This is a genomic window from Pedobacter sp. UBA4863 (assembly GCF_002399615.1).
In the GTDB taxonomy this organism is placed as follows: Bacteria; Bacteroidota; Bacteroidia; order Sphingobacteriales; family Sphingobacteriaceae; genus Pedobacter.
On record NZ_DHDZ01000018.1, the window covers coordinates 19776 to 38120 of the forward strand.

Consider the following 18345-nt stretch of genomic DNA (forward strand, 5'->3'; position numbering starts at 1 on the left):
AGCTTACAGCAGAGCTTACAGCTCGTAAAAAGCAGTATGCGTATTATGGAGAAACATTGCTAACTTTTGGTGAGGAGGTGAAGCATTTACCCATGGATGATGAGAGTGTTGGAGCCTTTCAAAGAGGTAAACGCTTTGTGAAAACCGATTTACTTTCGGAAGGAATTCCAACTATTCATTATGGTGAAATGTATACTCATTACGGCATCTGGGCAGATGAAACAAAATCTTTTGTTAGTGAAGAACTAGTTAAGAGTAAAAATTTGCGTACAGCCCAAAAAGGTGATGTGGTTATTGTTGCGGCAGGTGAGACAATAGAAGATTTAGGAAAGGGAACCGCTTGGTTAGGTGATGAAGGTGTGGTTATTCATGATGCTTGTTTTTCATATAAAACTGTTTTAAATCCTAAGTTTGTTGCATACTTTACAAGAACCAAACAATTTCACGATCAGATTAAAAAGCATATTTCGTCGGGGAAAATTTCCGCAATAAATGCAAAAGGTCTTGGTTCGGCGTTAATTCCAGTTCCTTCACTAGCCGAGCAAGAACGTATTGTTGGTATTTTAGACCAATTTGATACGTTAACCTATTCAATTAGCGAAGGTTTGCCTAAAGAAATAGCGCTGAGACAAAAACAATACGAGTATTATAGAAATCGTTTATTAACCTTTCCTAAAAAAGAGGTAAGCGCATAGTATGGGGCAAACATTAACTCAAATAGCACAAAAACTTAAAGATGCGAATAAGAAAGTACAACTAATCTATGCCTTCAATGGTACAGGTAAAACGCGACTTTCCCGTGAGTTTAAGCAGTTAATAGCGCCTAAAGGAGTTGATGTTGAGGAAGCCGAAGCATTAAAAATAATGTATTACAATGCATTTACCGAGGATTTATTCTATTGGGATAATGATCTGAATGGTGATACAGAAAGAAAATTGATAATTCGTCCAAATTCTTTCACAGAATGGGTGCTTGTAGAAGAAGGTCAAGAAAATAATATTACGTCAATTTTCCAACATTACACCAACGATAAGTTGACACCTATATTTAATGAAGAATATGTTTATTATGATGAAGTCGGAAATGTTATAATCGTATCTGCTTATTCGGAGGTTACCTTCTCTATTAAAACTGGTGATGATCAAAGTGTTGATAATGTAAAAATATCCAAAGGAGAAGAAAGTTGCTTTATTTGGAGTGTTTTTTATTGTTTGCTTAATCAAGTAATATCTGTTCTTAATATTTCAGAAGATAGAGAAACAAAAAAATTTGATGACTTAGAATATGTATTTATTGATGATCCTGTTAGTTCATTAGACGATAATCATTTAATTGAATTAGCGGTGAACTTAGCTCAATTAATCAAATCGAGCGAATCTGAAAAACTAAAGTTTATTATTACGACGCACAATCCTTTATTTTACAATGTATTATTCAACGAGTTTAATAGAGAGAAGCGTATAGCTAAATATAGATTAGAAAAACTAGAAGATGGCACTTATTTAATGGAAAATTCTAATGACGCCCCTTTTTCTTATCATTTGTTTTTGTTATCGGAATTGGATAGCGTAATTAAATCGAGAGAAATTAAGAAGTATCATTTTAATATTCTTCGCAATATCTTAGAAAAAAGTGCTACTTTTTTAGGATATGACCACTGGGAAGAACTTTTATCGAACGAAACAGAAGGTGCTCGTGAAGGTTATTACAAACGTATTATTAACTTTTCAAGTCACAGTAAATTTTCTGGTGAAGAAATCCCTGTAGTTTTGGAAAGTGAAAAGGCAATGTTAGAACGTATTGTCGGTGATTTCAAAAAAAGACATGGATTTAAATAAAACCAATAACCAATTTCTAAAAATAATATGCCACAATATAACACCATAGCAGAAACTAACAATTTCATTGTTTTAGATAAATACGATAAGTTCAGCATGCTGAATGATGCCCCTGCAAGTTACCAGACAGAGGCCGCTTTGGAGCGTGAATTTATTCAAGATTTAATTAACCAGGGTTATGAAAATCCTTCGGATATTAAAACAATGGAAGCAATGCTTGCTAATGCAAGAGTGCAGTTGCAGGTATTGAACGATATGGTGTTTACAGACAAGGAATGGAAACGCTTTGTTGATGAGTATTTGGATAAACCAAGCGATAACTTGGTAGAGAAAACACGTAAAATACAAGACAACCATATTTATGATTTTGTGTTTGATGATGGACATATCCAAAATATTTATTTGGTAGATAAAAAGAATATTGCCCGCAATAAAGTACAGGTTATTGCGCAAATAGAACAAAAAGGAACGCATGCTAATCGATATGATGTAACAATATTGGTTAACGGCTTGCCTTTGGTACAAATAGAGTTAAAAAAACGAGGGGTAGCCATACGTGAGGCTTTTAACCAAGTACATCGTTATACGAAAGAGAGTTTTAATGTAGATAATTCTTTATACAAATTTGTTCAGCTTTTTGTGATTAGCAATGGTACGGATACCCGATATTTTGCCAATACGGTTGAGCGCAATAAAAACAGTTTCGACTTTACAATGAACTGGGCAAGGGCCGACAATTCTTTAATTAAAGATTTGAAAGATTTTACAGCTACCTTTTTTGAGAAAAACACGCTGTTAAATGTTATACTAACCTATTCGGTATTTGACATTAAAAACACCTTGCTTGCCATGCGTCCCTATCAGATTGCGGCAACGGAAAGAATTTTATGGAAAATTAAAAGTTCTTTTCAAGCTAAGAAATGGTCGACCTTAGAAGCGGGTGGTTTTATTTGGCATACTACGGGTTCGGGAAAAACCTTAACCAGTTTTAAAGTAGCCCGTTTAGCTACGCAACTTGATTTTATAGATAAGGTGTTTTTTGTGGTCGATCGTAAAGATCTGGACTTTCAAACCATGAAAGAATACCAAAAATTTTCGCCTGATAGTGTAAACGGTTCAGAAAGTACAGCAGGTTTAAAACGTAATATTGGTAAAGACGACAATAAGATTATTGTTACTACCATTCAGAAGCTCAATAACCTGATGAAAACGGAGGCTGACTTAGATATTTATCAAAAACAAGTGGTATTTATCTTTGATGAGGCTCATCGTTCGCAATTTGGTGAAGCACAGAAAAACTTAAATAAAAAATTTAAGAAATTCTATCAATTTGGATTTACAGGTACACCTATTTTTCCGGATAATGCTCTAGGTGCTGATACGACAGCTAGTGTATTTGGTACGGAGCTTCATTCTTATGTAATTACTGATGCCATTCGTGATGAAAAAGTATTGAAGTTTAAAGTAGATTATAATGATGTACGACCAAAGTTTAAATCTATTGAAAACGAAATAGATGAGAAAAAATTAAGTGCTGCAGAATCTAAAAGGGCATTTTTACATCCAGTACGTATCAACGAGATTTCTAAATATATTTTACAAAATTTCAGGGTTAAAACGCATCGAACTTTAGGTGGTAGCAATGGCTTTAATGCCATGTTTGCCGTAAGTAGTGTAGATGCAGCTAAGAGTTATTATGAAGAGCTGAATCGCCTACAAAAGGAAAATGAGAAACCACTTAAAATTGCTACGATATTTTCTTTTGCAGCCAATGAAGAGCAAAATGCTGTTGGTGAAATTGCAGACGAAACCTTTGAACCTTCTGCATTAGATAGCAGTGCAAAAGAATTCTTAACTAAAGCTATTAATGACTATAACAAGGTATTTAGGACAAGTTATGGCGTGGAGAGCAAAGAGTTTCAGAATTACTATCGAGACCTTTCGGAACGTGTAAAGAATAAGGAGATAGATTTACTGATTGTGGTAGGTATGTTCCTTACAGGGTTTGATGCACCTACTTTAAATACATTATTTGTAGATAAGAATTTACGTTATCATGGGTTGATACAAGCTTATTCTCGTACCAATCGTATTTACGATACGACCAAAACATTTGGTAACATTGTTACTTTCAGAAATCTGGAGCAAGCAACTATTGATGCTATTACCTTATTTGGTGATAAGAATACCAAAAATGTAGTACTTGAAAAAAGTTATAAGGAGTATTTAGAAGGATTTACGGATATTGTTACGGGCGATGCTCGTAGAGGTTTTATAGATGTGGTAACGGATTTGAATGAAAAATTCCCTAATCCAGATGAAATTGTAACCGAGAAAGCTAAAAAAGACTTCGTAAAGCTTTTTGGAGAGTATTTAAGGGTAGAAAACATATTGCAAAATTACGATGAGTTTACACATTTAAAAGCATTACAAACTATTGATTTAAATGATGCTGAGGCTTTAGAGGCATTTAAAGAGACCTACTTTGTAACAGACGAGGAAATTGCGACGATGAAAAATATTTCGCTGTTACCAGAAAGAACTTTACAAGATTATCGGTCAACTTATAATGATATTCGTGATTGGTTGAGACGAGAGAAGAGAGGTAAAGAAGCTGAAGAAACTAAATTGGATTGGGATGATGTGGTTTTTGAAGTGGATTTATTAAAATCGCAGGAAATTAACTTGGATTATATTCTTGAGTTAATTTTTGAACGGAATAAGAAGACCAAAGACAAGGTAACTTTAATAGATGAAATACGTCGTGTAATTCGTTCTAGTATTGGTAATAGAGGAAAAGAAAGTTTGGTAGTGGATTATATTAATGAAACCGATCTAGATTCACTTCAAGATAAAGCTAATATTATCGATTCGTTTTTTCAATATGCACAAATAAAGCAAAAAGCAGAAGCCACTGAATTAATAGTAGATGAAAATTTAAATGAAGAGGCTGCAAAGCGGTATATTACTGCATCGTTAAAACGTGAATTTGTGAGTGAAAATGGTAAAGAACTTAACGATCTTTTACCTAAAATGAGCCCTTTAAATCCTCAGTTTTTAACTAAGAAACAGCATGTATTTAGAAAAATTAGTGCCTTCGTAGAAAAATTTAAAGGAGTGGGTGGCCGATTAGAATAGATAGCTTTTTGAAAGATTTTATTTTGAAAGATGGGTTTGATTTAGTATAAATTAATTGTTTAAAAGTTTATCTATTTATATTTTGCAAGCAAATTATTTAAACCGATACCACTATTATAATGCTACTCTTTAAAACCAACAAACAAAACCTTGCTTCGCTTAAAGAAATACCCTTTAAGCTAGAGCGAGATTTACAAAAAGTATTCGAAGCCAATTTAAATGCGCTTACGCAATTGACATTGGTAAAATCGGAGTTTACGATTAAGAATTACCGTATAGATACCTTGGCTTTTGATGAAGAAGCGAAGGCTTTTGTGGTGATAGAGTATAAAAGAAGCAATAACAACAGCGTAGTTGACCAAGGGATTGCTTACCTTAATTTAATGCTCGATTATAAGGCCGAGTTTATTATAGAATACAACGAACGGTTTACCAAAAGCCTACGTAGAGATGAAATAGATTGGTCGCAAACGAAGGTGATGTTTGTTTCGCCTGGGTTTAACGAGAACCAAAAACAAGCCACTAACTTTAAAGATTTAGCTATTGAGCTTTGGGAAGTAAAACAATTTGAAGGCGATATTATTACGGTTAACGCTATAAAGAAAAGCAAATCGGCACCGAGCATTAAACAGTTGCAGGGAGCTGATGATACTGAACTGAAAAAGGTAGTTAACGAAATAAAGGTTTATACCGAAGAAGAACATTTACAAGGTAAAAGCGACCTTACAAGAGAACTCTATGAGCAGTACAAAGAAGCTATTATTAACCTTAACAGTAGTATAGAAATTGCTCCGAGAAAGTTAAGAATGTCGTTTCGATTAGATAATAAAATTGTTTGCGATGTTCTTATACAACAAAATAGCTTGAAGTTATGGATTAACCTTAAAAGAGGCCAGTTAGATGACCCTAAGGGCTTAGCTAGAGATGTATCGAGCGTTGGCCATTGGGGCAATGGCGATTATGAAATTGCCATAAAGGATACCAAAGATTTAGAGTATATCATGAGTTTGGTTAAACAGGCATTAATCTAATATCTATTTTAACGCATCCAAATGAACAGATTAATATTAGTTGGCAATGGCTTCGACCTAGCACATGGTTTAAAAACCAGTTATAAGGATTTTATACTTTGGTATTTAGATGAATGCTTTAAGCGTGCTGGAATATATGCTAATGGTGAGTTTTATGAGGATGAGTTTCTTCATATATCTGTTATTGAACACTACAGGCTTATGATGCTACGTGGCTTGTCAGGGGAGAAAGGATTAAGTAAATATTTGTTTGAGAAAGGTCTTCTAAAGTCTTACTTGAATTTCGAAATTGGTAGAAAATACGCGGCAGAAAGTAATATTGAAAAATACAAGCATGTTTCTGAGTTAATAGCTCATAATATATCTTATAAGTCAACTTTTTTAAAAACACTTGTTGATACATGCCAAGATTGCGATTGGGTTGATATTGAAAATGAGTATTTTGAACAACTAAAGAAATGCAAAGAAGCAGAAAATCTCTTCAATTTTGATAAAGTAAAGCAATTGAACAGAGAGCTTGATTATTTAAAGAAAAAGCTGCGAGAATATTTAAAGGAGCAAACAAATCAAGATGTCGTTGTAAATCAGCAACTTTTAAACATGATGTACAGTGATTTCGAGTTCAAAGATTTTAAAAGTATTGAAGGTTACGAAAGTGAAAGTAAATATAGAAGAGATTTAGGATATACATTAGATAACAAACTGCCAAAACATAAGCTATACTTTTTAAATTTTAATTATACACAAACGGTAAACTTATATAGGCAAAATGCTAAAAGTAATTTTAAATGTTATGGTGTTAACCATATACATGGAGAATTAGATAATGAATATAATCCTATCATTTTTGGTTTTGGTGATGAGCATGATAAACAGTATTTAGAGTTTGAAGAGCACAAAAACAATGAGTTATTTGAGCATATTAAATCTTATCAATATTTTAAAACAAATAACTATAGAAATTTAGCGAGTTTTTTAAATAGCGACAAATATCAGGTATACATTATGGGGCATTCTTGCGGTTTATCGGACCGTACCATGTTTAAAGAAATTTTTGATCATGAAAATTGTAAATCGGTTAAGATATTTCATTATGCGAAGAATAAAGATGAAAATGATTTTTGGGACAAAACCGTTAACTTAGGTAGACATTTTAGTAACAAAGGTCGCATGCGTAAACTTATTGTAGATTATAAAGCATCAGATGCTTTTCCGCAGAGTAGTGCAGAAGCATAGGTTATATAAATTTAATAATGAAAAAACTCCTTTTAACATTTAGCATTGCTTTAGCATTTGGTACAGTTAAAGCCCAAACCACAGTTACAGCCAAAGAAGTGGTTAACTATGTAGGCAAAGAGGTTACGCTTTGCGACTCTGTTTACAGTACCAGAGCTATGGAAAACATTAGTTTGCTTAATATTGGCGGCAAATACCCAAAAGAAGTAATTACCCTAGTGGTATTTAAAAGCGATAGGGCTAAATTTGAAAAAGAACCTACAGAGCTTTACGCCAACAAACGTATTTGCGTTACTGGCAAAGTAACCTTATATAAAGATAAATTGCAAATTGTGGTAAACGAGCCCAAGCAGGTAAAGGTAAATTAATTATTATAAGCCCAAGCGGACGCTTGAGCTAGAGTGGGAGAATGGATTATAGTTTTTCAATAATAAATTTGTAGTTGTCCGCATCTTCCTTGGCTTGGAAAAATATGACCTCCGGATTAGTGCTGCTAATTAGCTTTTTTATTTTTCTTTTATGATAAGCGCTAACAGCGCTGCCGAAAATAATAGATTTTAAATAATGTTTTTTGAGAGCTATCATTCGTTTATTAGGAATTATTAGACGATGTTCATTTTCATACTGCCATATTCTATATTTAGTAGCATAAAATGTAAAAACTTTCAATGGATCTTTAATAAAATTATAAGCTGGTCGCTTGCTTACATATTTTACAGGGTATAGGTGTTGTGCCATATCGTTGTCAAATTCAAACTGTAAACAAATACCTCTATTTTGATCGGCATAGTGCGACCACATTAATATATTATCGCAACTTTTTGTAAAGCAGCTAATTCCTAGGTTATTTGACGATTTCCAAAAAAGCTCTAATATTTGGGTTCTGCAATCTTGTGAATTAATATTACTTAGGTGCTCTGCTCCAGTTTTTTTAATAAAACCTTTTAAATGTTTATGGCTCACTGTTATTGAAGAGAACTTACATTCAAATGTATCATTAAAATTTGTTGGCTTTCTCAGGTAGAGTTGATAGCTATCCAGAAACGCATAAAAATATTTATTTATTTTTTTGTATTGATAATAATGGATATCCATAAAATTGTTATAGATTAATTTACGTAAACCAAAAAATTAGATTGCCTTCTTACTATAAACAAATATACTTTGTTGCTAGGGTGTGGTTCTATTTTATTGATTACTTCCTCCTTGCTTCTATTCGTGCTTTTGTCATTCTTTCGCGCAACCCACCTTGCTTTAAAAACTCAGTTTCTAGTCCTTTCATCTGTTTAGCTAAAAGGTAGGTTACTATCTTAATCAAACAGATCATGCTGTTGGCACAAATTTCTGGGTTTTCGTGTTCAATAGCTTTAATGTAGGTTTGGTAAGTGGCGTTGGGCGTGCGGTTCAATTCCCTAAAGCGAACGGTAAGTTTATGTTCCTTATCCCAAATAGGTAGCTGGTTGCTCCTAAGGAAATCTTCATAATCTATCAGTAGTTCTTCTAGTGATGCCCTTGCAACGTTGGTTAACTTTATTTCTGTTTCTTTAGAAGTTGCAGATGCCATGCTTGCCTCGGCAATGTTTTGTTTACCGCTCCGGGCAGCTTGTACCATTTGGTCTATGGTGCGATCGTACTTTCTATAAAACCTATTGGTAAAGTACATAGTACCATCATAAATAATCTCCGATTTTTGATAGGTTATTAGTTTGCGGTAGCCACCATGGGTGGGTATAAAGCCTTTCGTTTCTTCTGCCATAAGCTATTTTTAGCTTTTATTCTCTCTGGCGGCCTTAGGGCTTTTTGTGACATTAAACCCAAAATAGTAGCTAGAAAGCGATAATGTAACTTTCTACTAAAGATAGCTAAATTTTGTTAGGTTTTTATTTCTCGTGTGACTTTGGGACTTTAGCGACAGTAGTCCCCAGAGTCACTATAGTCGCAACAAACCTTGCCTTGGATTAAAGTAACTTAAAAATTTAATAATTCTTTTATCTCAATTTCTAGAGCTTTTGATATTTTAATTAAAGTACTGTATCTAGGATCTACTCTCCCTTTCTCAATATTTATTAGTTGATGATGCTCTATTTCTGCCAACAGTGCAAATTCCCTAACACCATAATCCTTTAGTGTCCTTAAACTTTCAATTCTCTGTCCAAGTTTCTCTTTGTTGATATCTAGCTCACTTTTAATCATCAACGAAATATCAAGGATATTTAAAAATAAAATGGTACATTATTTTGTACCAATTAAAAAGTTTTATATCTTTATTTATTAATTTTAAGAAGATTATAAATAATATAACTTTGCGCTTACTTCATAAAAGAAATTGAAGCATTCGCACTTATGAGTCTCGTCTTAGAAACCTGAGAAATTTCAAAAGCAAACGGGAGGATAAGTGATAGTGCTCACGTCATAGGCGTGGGCCTGCTTATTCGTTTGCTGGGCTTCTCAGGGCCTCTAAGACGGTAGGTGGGTTCCACGCCTTAATTGTGTAATCTACTTGCCAAAATAAGACTCGTAATAACCAAATACGAGTATGGAAAGAAAAAAGCTAAGGTTGTTTTTTACCGTTAGGCCAAAGCAAGGCTTGTGCTTTTTTTTGGCTTTTTCTTTCTGCACACAAAACCCCCAATTGTTTTATCCTTTTGATAGGCTTTATGCTTTAAAGCCAAAGAACCCGGTTTAGTCTTGTTTAAACTGTCGGCCTCTATAAAAATTTAGGTTAATAATTTGGTCGGCAGTTTTTCCTTTATGAGTTAATGGCGAAATCATCATTTCGGCCAAAGGGCTTTTTATTGCCCAAAATTTTCAATCAACTAAACTAAACCAGATGAAGAAATACATATTTATTATATTAACGCTACAGGCGTTGGCCCTTAATGTAGGGGCTCAAGAAAAACTAAAGGGCAGGGTAGTAGATGCCCAAACCAAAGAGCCACTGGCAGGGGCAATTATTAAAATAAAAACACTAGCCAAAACTGTAATTACCAATAATGAAGGCTATTTTGAGCTTAATTTGCCTAAGGGTAGTTACGAGCTGCAAATACAGTATTTGGGCTATGGAGCAAAAGAGATCAAGATAATTGCACCTATTAAAGAAAATTTAAAAATTGAGCTAACGGCTACCGATAATAGTTTGAACGAGGTACAGGTAATAGGCTATGGCCAAATCACCAAACGTTTAAGTACAGGTAGCATTTCCAGTATCAGTGCCAAGGAGATAGGAAGCCAGCCAGTAACCAATGTGCTATCGGCATTGTCTGGCCGCATGCCCGGTGTAATGGTGCAAACCACCAATGGTTTGCCTGGTGGCAACATTAACATACAGATACGTGGCAAAGGTTCTATAAATGCAGGTACAGATCCTTTGTACATTATAGATGGGGTACCTTTTGATGGTACTGCGCCCAATGCTCCAAATACAACTTTGGCCATCAATAATATAGCAGGCAGTATTAGCCCTCTTAACAATATTAATCCTGCCGATATAGAAAGTATTACCGTATTAAAAGATGCAGATGCCACGGCTATTTATGGCAGTAGGGGCAGTAATGGCGTGGTAATTATTACCACCAAAAGTGCAAAGGCGGGCAATAGCAAAATAGATGTAGATTATAGGCAAGGCTTTAGTACCATTAACCAAAAGCCCAAGCTCATGGATCTTTCCGCCTATTTACAAATGCGCAGGGAAGCCTTTGCCAACAGCAACCGTGTGCCATCGGCCAACCCCACCTCTGCCGATTATGCACCAGACCTCACGCTTTGGAGCCAGACCGAGGGAACGGATTGGGTAGATTATATGTTTGGCCATACTGCTACCGCCACCGATCTACAGGGCAAGATTTCGGGCGGCAAGGGCGGTACGGTATTTTCTATAAATGGGAATTACAGGAACGAGGGCACCATACTGCCTGGCAAGAACAGTTTTAATAGGACAGGCATATATAGCAGTATACGACACAATACGATAAACAATAGGTTTAATGTTGGCCTAACGACTCAATTTACCCAACAAGCTACCGAATTGACCAATCTGGCCAACAGCACGGCTTATCTGTTGGCGCCCAACTATCCGTTATACCTAGAGGATGGCAGCCACAATTGGTACGGTGGCAGCAACCTTGCCGCCGAAAGTAATGCCCTAAGTAAAGGTGGTACCAACAATTTTATGGCCAATCTCAACATGGGTTATACCATTTGGGGTGGGCTAAGTGCAAAGTTAAATGCAGGTTATGTAAAAACGGTATACCAACAGCTGCTTAAATTTCCAATTAGTGCATTAAAACCCAATACGGCCAACTACGCCCAATATGGCAATAATTTTTTGCAGTCGGCCATTGTAGAACCACAGATCAGTTATGATATCAAACGCAAGGCTTCGGCTGTTTCGTTACTTTTGGGTGGCACTTTACAGCTAAGGAACAGCCAGAGGCAGTTTTTACAGGCCAGTAGTTTTGGGCTAGAGCACTTAATGGAAGATTGGGGTTCGGCAAGTGTAATAGACAACAGGTCTAGCAATTTTAGTGGGTATAGGTACGCTTCCGTGTTTGCAAGGGCAAGTTACCATATTAACGGCACTTATTTATTGAATGCTTCCTTTAGGCGTGACGGTTCCTCCCGCTTTGGTCCGGGCAACCGTTTTGGTAATTTTGGTGCTATAGGTGCGGCATGGATTTTCGGTAACCTTAAGTTCGTTAAAGAAAACTTTGGCATATTGAGCCATGGTAAATTAAGAGCTAGCTATGGTAGTACAGGCAACGACCAGATAGGTGATTATCAATACCTTTCTACCTATAGTAGCCCGGGGTCAAATATATACCAAGGCATTGGTACTATGCGGCCTGCCCGTATCAGCAATGCCGATTTCCGTTGGGAAACCACTATTAAAAGAGATTTGGCATTAGAACTGGGCTTTTTTAAAGACAAGGTTTTTCTTTCGGCAAACTATTTCGTTAACCACAGCAAAAACCAGTTGGTACAATATGCACTGCCCCAAATTACGGGCTTTGCCAGCTATCAGGCCAATTTGCCCGCCGTAGTAGCCAATACAGGTTGGGAATTTAGCGCAAATGCGGTATTGCTACAGCAGAACAAGATCAATTGGTCGTTTAACCTTAACCTTACCCTGCCCAAAAACCAACTGAAGTCTTTCGAAAATTTCGAACAATCCAGTTATGCTACGCTGTATGAAATCGGATATGATATTAGCCGCCTTTACGGCTATAAAGCTTTAGGACTTAACCCCAATACGGGCATTCCGCAATACGCAGGCAAAGATGGACTACCTTCAACTACTCCCTACAACAATTTCACCCTTGGCAAGCTCACGCCCAACTATTATGGTGGCTTTGGCAGCAACCTCAGCTATGCAAATTTCGAATTTGCCTTTTTTGCCCAGTTTGTAAAACAGTTGGGCAAGGGGCATGCGCTTTCCATTTATCCGGGGGCAAGTATCTTTAATTATTACGAGATATTTACCGACAGGTGGTCGGCCGAAAATCCCGAGGCCAAATATCCAGCGGCCAAGGTAGCTACTTACGACCCGTACTATCCCAATTCGTCGGCCAATATTTTTGATACCTCCTACCTGCGCCTAAAAAGCTTGTCGTTGTCTTATGCGCTACCTGTCAAATGGTTGGGTGAAATGAAGATGGAAAAATTTAGACTGTATGTCGAAGGTCAAAACCTGTTGACGCTATGGAAGGGTAACGCCGCAGTGCTAGACCCCGAGTCGGGTGCGCTTTCATCTGGCCTTTCCAGAAATACACCGCCGCTAAGAACACTGATGCTGGGCATATCATTAACCCTTTAAAACCTTACAAATGAACAAAATATTGACCACTATGGCATTGCTATATATCATTATACAATGCTCCTGCAATAAGATGATAGAGATACCCTTATCCAAAAACCAGGTAGAAAGCCCAGTTGTTTTTACCGATAGCACTACGGCTACCTCGGCCTTGTTGGGTATTTATTTTAGCTTGGGCACCCCAAGTAATGCCAGTTATATCTACTTTAAAAATCTGGGGCTATATGCCGATGAATTGATGTACACTTCAACTTCGCCGGTAATGTTGCAGTTTGCAGAAGGACAGCTGCTGAGCGACAACTCGCAGAACGCCTCTTTATGGAACAGTCTATACTCGGTAGTTTATCAGTGCAATGCCTTTATGGAAGGAATAGAAAGTTCGGGCCAGCTCCAGAATGGCACAAAACCAGTTTTGACAGCCGAGGCCAGGTTTTTAAGGGCGTATGCCTATCACTATCTCCTAAGCCTTTACGAAAACGTCCCATTGATATTAACTACGGATGTAAATGCCAACAAGATGGCCAAACAAGCAGATAAAAAACTGGTGGAAGAACAGATGATTGCCGATTTAACCATCGCTAAAGCATCTTTGGGCACAGCCTATAAAGGAACCGGCAGGGTGAGGGCAAACAGCTTGGCGGCAAGTGCGCTATTGGCTAGAATTTACCTATATCAAGGTCGATGGAGGGAAGCCGAGCTAGAATCATCGCGTCTTATCGATATAGACCTATATAGACCACTGCCTAAACTTGAAGATGTCTTTGTGTCTACTAGCAAAGAGGCTATCCTGCAATTTTGGACTCCCAATGGCTTTGTGGCCGATGCCACCTCGTTAATTCCTTCGTCCAATACCTCCCTGCCCCAATTTGCCATAACCGAAAATCTCTTCAATGCTTTTGACAATACCGACGCCAGAAAGACCAAGTGGATAACCATTAGCAATGTTACAGCAAGCGGCATAACCAGGGCATATCCTTATTTTTCTAAATATAAAAACCGTACGGCCAGTACCAGCAAAGCAGAATATGTAATGGCATTACGCCTTGCCGAGCAATACCTTATCCGTGCCGAGTCCTTGGCAAGGCAAGATAAGCTAAGTGCAGCAATTAACGACCTAAATGTGGTAAGAACAAGGGCTGGCCTAGTCGAATTTCCTACTAGTATAGACAAAGAAACCTGTTTAACATCCATTGCCAAGGAGCGGCGGCTCGAACTTTTTGGCGAGTGGGGGCATCGTTTGCTCGATTTAAAGAGAAGTGGTGCCATTGATGTGGTAATGCCAACGGCCAAGCCAGGCTGGAAACCGCTCATCTCACAAAAACTGCCCATACCATTTAACGAAACTATTTATAACAGCAATTTGATACAACATGAAGGCTATTAACAATACAAGTATCTATCTGTTGGTAATAATGTTAGGTTGTGGCCAATTATTTGGGCAGCAAACCATTAAACCCTTAAAAATAGGAGATACATTGGCACCTATCCAAGTGTCCAATATCATCAATAGGCCGGCAAAAACGGTTGATATTGCTAAACTTGCCCAAGATGGCTTGCTCATTATAGATTTTTGGGCAACATGGTGCATACCCTGTTTGCAAGAAATGAAGTTTTTAGATTCCCTAAAAGCAGCACATCCCGGTAGGTTCAATGTGCTTATGGTAACCACGCAAGACAGTCTAACGGTTAAAAAGTTCTTAACGGAAAATAAAGATATAGGTACGACCAATCTGTATATGGCTACCAATAACCAACAGTTAAAGCAATTTTTCCCACATCGGTACATCCCGCATAATGTATGGATAGACCACAGATTAGCGGTAAAAGCCATTACATCTTCAGAAGAGATTACCCAACAGAACATCTTAGACTTTAATCGTACTAATTCCCAAAAGCTGGAAACCAAGAAAGATAACATGACCTTTAATTATTTTGACGAGTTCCATTTGGGCGATTCGATATTTACCTATCGCTCTATCATTACGCCTGGCATAAAGGGACTGGGAGGGTTAATTAGGGGCAATCATCCTCTGGGCGAGTTAAGTAAACAACATTTGTATATCAATGGTACCATAACACAGCATTTATGGTCGGCCTATATGGGCGGTTCGGTAAGGTATCAATTAATAGAAGTACATACCAAAGATTCATTGCGGTTTTTTCATCCAACAGATAATCGTGCTTATTTGTTGGTTAATAGCAAGTATAAAAATCTGGGCCAATGGCGGTTAGAGAATATATATTGTTATGCGCTAACGCTTCCAAGGTACATCCCCATTGCCAAAAAGAGGGATTATATATTTAACGATTTTGAGCGACAGTTCAACATCAAGATAAGTATACAGCCAAGACGAACGCGTATAGTAAAGGTAAGCGGCCATGGCAAGTTTATCAAATCAAGCCTAACAACCCATAAAAGTGGAGACCCATTGGTACGTTGGATGCCAGGTTATAAGCTTTCTATACGTAACGCTACATTAGAACAAGTATTTAATTGGTATTTTAAAACTAGCCAGGCCAAAAATGTAGCTTATCCATTTAAAATTACGAAAGGTAAAGCAGCGTATTTAAACTTAGATGTAGATTTTACGCCTTACCTCAACAAAGAGCAAAAAAGTGTAAACGCAAAAATATTTTATCAGGCATTTACAGATATGGGTTATCATATTAAGGAAAAAACAGCCAAATACCCCAAACTCATTATTGAGGATTTAAACTAAAAAATGGGCATGGCTAAAATGGCCATGCCCTTAAATTTAATTGTATTGTACTACAATTTCATCTAACAGCGGGTCTGTAGGGGTGCCAATAGCGCATACTTCTTTATCGCTATTGCAATCTTCTGGGAACGGATTGTTCTCATCGCCCATTTGAGGAAGTCCATCTTCACTGCCATCACGGTTGTACTTCTGCCAGCTATAATCGGCAGTTTTTTGGCCTTTAATTGCTTTTACTACATCGGTAGCAAAAACTCCGCTTACACTAGCCAACAAGGCCATGGCTAGTAAGGTGGTTTTTAAATTCTTTTTCATCATTGAAAAAATTTAAAGGTTTAGAAAATTGATTAACTATATATACGCCTTAGTGGTGTATCATTGTGGGTTTTAAAAAGGTAGATGGGTATAAATGAGAGGGCTATATACACCGCATTGAAAAACAAATGTGCTTTCCAGCTCAATTTGGAGATAATGCCCCCACAGGTACAAGGCAGTTCTAGCCCAGATGCTAGGAGAATGACAATATAAAGTTCAAATGCCAGCAATAGAAAAAATGAAAAATAACAGCCTAAAATTCTGGTATTTTCTTTCCATAGCAATACTACAATGCCCAGTTCAACCAAGGGCAGCAACCAAGCCAGTATAGGTGCTATTTCTTGCAGCCACACCAAGGGTACCAATTGCATTTGGGCAACAAAACGTTGGTACTCGGTTAGTTTTGTAATACTCGCATAGCTCCACATTAACACCAATAGCAGTATGCAGCTAAAGGTGATGTATTCGTATTTTTTTTTGTTGCTGTACATGGCTTTTGTGTTTATAAAGCATACTTGTTTTGGTTTTTTGAATTACCAATGGCATAATCAAAGTTATCATACATAGCTTGCAGTGTGTCATTGGAAATCCGAATAATTAAGTTTGAAAATCCAAATTTTAATAGTTCCAGATGTCTATCAGATAGCTATAGTTGATAGAAAGATAGTTAGCCATATCCTTTTTCTTCAAGTAAGGCAGACTTGGCCTAAAAAACACTCTAAAAGCATCAATTCTTTCCTGTGCAGGCATTTCCAATAACCGCATTCTCAATAATGCCCCAGCTTCATATTCGGCACAAAGTGCCTCATAAACAGGTCTTAATTCATTGAAGCGCTGGTAAAGCTTTTGTAGATCGTCAAAATTCCATTGATAAACCACACATGGCATACAGGCTTCAAGGTAACGATGTTGATAGTGTTTGCAAGTTACAAAAAACTGATATTGGTTAATAAAATTAATGATAGCAGGAAGTTCGCGTTCATGCTGGTCGTATTCTTTGAGCAATCCCTCAGACAAATAAGCTATGCTTCCCGTTTTTCTTAACACATTTCGTTGTAGCTTAACTTCAATACGCTTCGCCAAGCTACAGATCATATCCCAAGCTTCTGGCCGCAAGGGCCCTAGGCGTTGCAACTTGTGTTTTAAAGTATCCATCTAATAAAAAAACATGTTAAATAAACGGTGTCTGCTGGGCATCTAAATCTTTGGTGAGCTCCAAATAGCGACGTTTAAACTTTAGATAGGCGGCTTGCCTATCCTGCTCAATTTCGATTAAGTTTTGTAGGCACTCATTTGTTTCTTTCAAAATTTCCGCTTCCTCATCTGCTAAAAAACTTTGGTGCGCAATCATAGCTTTAGCTAACCCTAGATCATCTACCTCAACCTCAAAACTAGCTTTCAACGTTTTGTATATTTCAAAAACACGTAGGGTTTCTTCAAATGTTAAATAATCCTTATAGAGTTTCGAAAGCCTTAGAGGTTCTCCACTTAAAAAGTAAAACGGAAAGAACCCATAGGTTTCAAGCCGCTGTCCACGTGGTGTTTGATGCATTTCGGCCAGTATATTAGTTGGTCCAAATTGTCGTATGTGTGCCAACCACCTATTTTCTATATCATGCATTTTGCTATAGTTTAACAAATGCACTTTTTCTAAGTGATGATATTTCCATGCTCCGAGGCAACCATGATAAATGTCAATCTCATTGCTATACGAAACATGTATGTAGTCTTTGTGGTAATCAGTGTAACATTGCTCAATTTGTTTTACCAATTCACTATTTTGTTTAAGCTGCTGTGCAATTAGCAACCACAAAGCAAGCATTGTAAAAAATACTACAGCCCAAGGGAGGTATGTAGTAAGAGGATGGTTATCCATCCAATCGGTAAAAGCGAAAAAATTGATGGCAAAGAGGCCAACAAAGACAATGGCAAAAGGACCATCAAAAGGCCCTTTAACCCTATATAAGGTATCATATACAGCGTTGATAGTAGTATCCTGATCTGGTACGGGCAGCGCTTTTTCAAATAACTGTGGGAATGTTTTTAAGTTCTTCGACATAGTTTTGGTTCATTAATTTTGATTCATCCTTCGGTCTTCAGTCTTTAACCTTAGCCTCAACCTCAATCTTTGTTCTTTCAGCTCTCATCCTTGCTCTTTACTCTTTGCTCTTTCAACTTCGGTCATCGGTCTTTTAGCCTTCGGTCTGCCAAATTCTTTTCGTTACATTGGCAAATAGCTAGATTTCTCGTCGCTATG

General features: G+C 37.1%; 16 protein-coding genes. 9 read left to right on the forward strand and 7 right to left on the reverse strand.

What is annotated here, in order from left to right; all coding sequences use genetic code 11:
* From B3I52_RS03090 to B3I52_RS03115, 6 genes are all read left to right on the forward strand, one after another.
* Window positions 1–695: restriction endonuclease subunit S (locus tag B3I52_RS03090; protein ID WP_293298585.1), on the forward strand; the 695-nt coding region annotated here is incomplete at its 5' end.
* Between the two features lies 1 nt (window position 696).
* Window positions 697–1839: an AAA family ATPase gene (locus B3I52_RS03095; protein ID WP_293298588.1), complete on the forward strand. Its 1143-nt coding sequence runs from the start codon at window positions 697–699 to the stop codon at window positions 1837–1839.
* A 27-nt stretch (window positions 1840–1866) separates the two neighbouring features.
* Window positions 1867–4977, forward strand: coding sequence for a type I restriction endonuclease subunit R (locus tag B3I52_RS03100; protein WP_293298590.1), 3111 nt, complete (start codon window positions 1867–1869; stop codon window positions 4975–4977).
* Window positions 4978–5096: 119 nt separating this feature from the next.
* Window positions 5097–6008, forward strand: coding sequence for a DUF5655 domain-containing protein (locus tag B3I52_RS03105; RefSeq protein ID WP_293298593.1), 912 nt, complete (start codon window positions 5097–5099; stop codon window positions 6006–6008).
* Window positions 6009–6029: 21 nt separating this feature from the next.
* Window positions 6030–7244: an AbiH family protein gene (locus B3I52_RS03110; protein WP_293298596.1), complete on the forward strand. Its 1215-nt coding sequence runs from the start codon at window positions 6030–6032 to the stop codon at window positions 7242–7244.
* Window positions 7245–7261: 17 nt separating this feature from the next.
* Complete coding sequence (locus tag B3I52_RS03115) at window positions 7262–7612, forward strand: hypothetical protein (RefSeq protein WP_293298599.1); 351 nt, start codon at window positions 7262–7264, stop codon at window positions 7610–7612.
* A gap of 46 nt (window positions 7613–7658) precedes the next feature.
* Here B3I52_RS03115 and B3I52_RS03120 read toward each other — a convergent pair whose 3' ends face one another.
* From B3I52_RS03120 to B3I52_RS03130, 3 genes are all read right to left on the reverse strand, one after another.
* Window positions 7659–8339 (reverse strand): DUF2971 domain-containing protein, encoded by a 681-nt coding sequence (locus B3I52_RS03120; protein ID WP_293298601.1) that lies wholly within the window; start codon window positions 8337–8339, stop codon window positions 7659–7661.
* A gap of 100 nt (window positions 8340–8439) precedes the next feature.
* Window positions 8440–9000 carry a four helix bundle suffix domain-containing protein gene (locus B3I52_RS03125; protein ID WP_293298604.1) on the reverse strand — a complete coding sequence of 187 codons (561 nt, stop codon included), beginning with the start codon at window positions 8998–9000 and terminating at the stop codon, window positions 8440–8442.
* Window positions 9001–9212: 212 nt separating this feature from the next.
* On the reverse strand, window positions 9213–9437 hold the full coding sequence (locus B3I52_RS03130) for a helix-turn-helix domain-containing protein (RefSeq protein WP_293298606.1): 225 nt from the start codon (window positions 9435–9437) through the stop codon (window positions 9213–9215).
* Between the two features lie 637 nt (window positions 9438–10074).
* Here B3I52_RS03130 and B3I52_RS03135 point away from each other — a divergent pair.
* Genes B3I52_RS03135 through B3I52_RS03145 form a run of 3 tightly spaced genes read left to right on the forward strand, consistent with a single transcriptional unit; the run spans window position 10075 to window position 15776 of the window.
* Window positions 10075–13056, forward strand: a complete 2982-nt coding sequence (locus tag B3I52_RS03135) for a SusC/RagA family TonB-linked outer membrane protein (RefSeq protein ID WP_293298608.1) — start codon at window positions 10075–10077, stop codon at window positions 13054–13056.
* A 10-nt stretch (window positions 13057–13066) separates the two neighbouring features.
* Window positions 13067–14440, forward strand: coding sequence for a RagB/SusD family nutrient uptake outer membrane protein (locus tag B3I52_RS03140; RefSeq protein ID WP_293298610.1), 1374 nt, complete (start codon window positions 13067–13069; stop codon window positions 14438–14440).
* Window positions 14427–15776: a TlpA family protein disulfide reductase gene (locus B3I52_RS03145; protein WP_293298613.1), complete on the forward strand. Its 1350-nt coding sequence runs from the start codon at window positions 14427–14429 to the stop codon at window positions 15774–15776. The genes B3I52_RS03140 and B3I52_RS03145 overlap by 14 nt, the downstream gene beginning before the upstream one ends.
* Before the next feature lie 36 nt (window positions 15777–15812).
* Here the strand turns inward: B3I52_RS03145 and B3I52_RS03150 are convergent, their stop codons facing one another.
* The 4 genes from B3I52_RS03150 to B3I52_RS03165 all read right to left on the reverse strand — a co-directional run bounded on the left by B3I52_RS03150 (window position 15813) and on the right by B3I52_RS03165 (window position 18147).
* On the reverse strand, window positions 15813–16091 hold the full coding sequence (locus B3I52_RS03150; protein WP_293298615.1) for a hypothetical protein: 279 nt from the start codon (window positions 16089–16091) through the stop codon (window positions 15813–15815).
* A 29-nt stretch (window positions 16092–16120) separates the two neighbouring features.
* Complete coding sequence (locus tag B3I52_RS03155) at window positions 16121–16579, reverse strand: MauE/DoxX family redox-associated membrane protein (RefSeq protein WP_293298618.1); 459 nt, start codon at window positions 16577–16579, stop codon at window positions 16121–16123.
* Window positions 16580–16706: 127 nt separating this feature from the next.
* The gene (locus tag B3I52_RS03160) at window positions 16707–17243 is read right to left on the reverse strand and encodes a hypothetical protein (protein WP_293298620.1); all 537 of its coding nucleotides are present in this window, start codon (window positions 17241–17243) and stop codon (window positions 16707–16709) included.
* A 16-nt stretch (window positions 17244–17259) separates the two neighbouring features.
* Window positions 17260–18147 (reverse strand): hypothetical protein, encoded by an 888-nt coding sequence (locus B3I52_RS03165; RefSeq protein WP_293298623.1) that lies wholly within the window; start codon window positions 18145–18147, stop codon window positions 17260–17262.
* Between the last annotated feature and the right edge of the window lie 198 nt (window positions 18148–18345).

What these genes read in the sequence shown, in the direction of transcription:
- B3I52_RS03140 (WP_293298610.1), top strand. Translation starts at nt 13,067, where the DNA reads ATGAACAAAATATTGACCACTATGGCATTGCTATATATCATTATACAA.
- B3I52_RS03110 (WP_293298596.1), top strand. Translation starts at nt 6,030, where the DNA reads ATGAACAGATTAATATTAGTTGGCAATGGCTTCGACCTAGCACATGGT.
- B3I52_RS03105 (WP_293298593.1), top strand. Translation starts at nt 5,097, where the DNA reads ATGCTACTCTTTAAAACCAACAAACAAAACCTTGCTTCGCTTAAAGAA.
- B3I52_RS03130 (WP_293298606.1), bottom strand. Translation starts at nt 9,437, where the DNA reads ATGATTAAAAGTGAGCTAGATATCAACAAAGAGAAACTTGGACAGAGA.
- B3I52_RS03095 (WP_293298588.1), top strand. Translation starts at nt 697, where the DNA reads ATGGGGCAAACATTAACTCAAATAGCACAAAAACTTAAAGATGCGAAT.
- B3I52_RS03135 (WP_293298608.1), top strand. Translation starts at nt 10,075, where the DNA reads ATGAAGAAATACATATTTATTATATTAACGCTACAGGCGTTGGCCCTT.
- B3I52_RS03115 (WP_293298599.1), top strand. Translation starts at nt 7,262, where the DNA reads ATGAAAAAACTCCTTTTAACATTTAGCATTGCTTTAGCATTTGGTACA.
- B3I52_RS03120 (WP_293298601.1), bottom strand. Translation starts at nt 8,339, where the DNA reads ATGGATATCCATTATTATCAATACAAAAAAATAAATAAATATTTTTAT.
- B3I52_RS03165 (WP_293298623.1), bottom strand. Translation starts at nt 18,147, where the DNA reads ATGTCGAAGAACTTAAAAACATTCCCACAGTTATTTGAAAAAGCGCTG.
- B3I52_RS03155 (WP_293298618.1), bottom strand. Translation starts at nt 16,579, where the DNA reads ATGTACAGCAACAAAAAAAAATACGAATACATCACCTTTAGCTGCATA.
- B3I52_RS03125 (WP_293298604.1), bottom strand. Translation starts at nt 9,000, where the DNA reads ATGGCAGAAGAAACGAAAGGCTTTATACCCACCCATGGTGGCTACCGC.
- B3I52_RS03145 (WP_293298613.1), top strand. Translation starts at nt 14,427, where the DNA reads ATGAAGGCTATTAACAATACAAGTATCTATCTGTTGGTAATAATGTTA.
- B3I52_RS03160 (WP_293298620.1), bottom strand. Translation starts at nt 17,243, where the DNA reads ATGGATACTTTAAAACACAAGTTGCAACGCCTAGGGCCCTTGCGGCCA.
- B3I52_RS03100 (WP_293298590.1), top strand. Translation starts at nt 1,867, where the DNA reads ATGCCACAATATAACACCATAGCAGAAACTAACAATTTCATTGTTTTA.
- B3I52_RS03150 (WP_293298615.1), bottom strand. Translation starts at nt 16,091, where the DNA reads ATGATGAAAAAGAATTTAAAAACCACCTTACTAGCCATGGCCTTGTTG.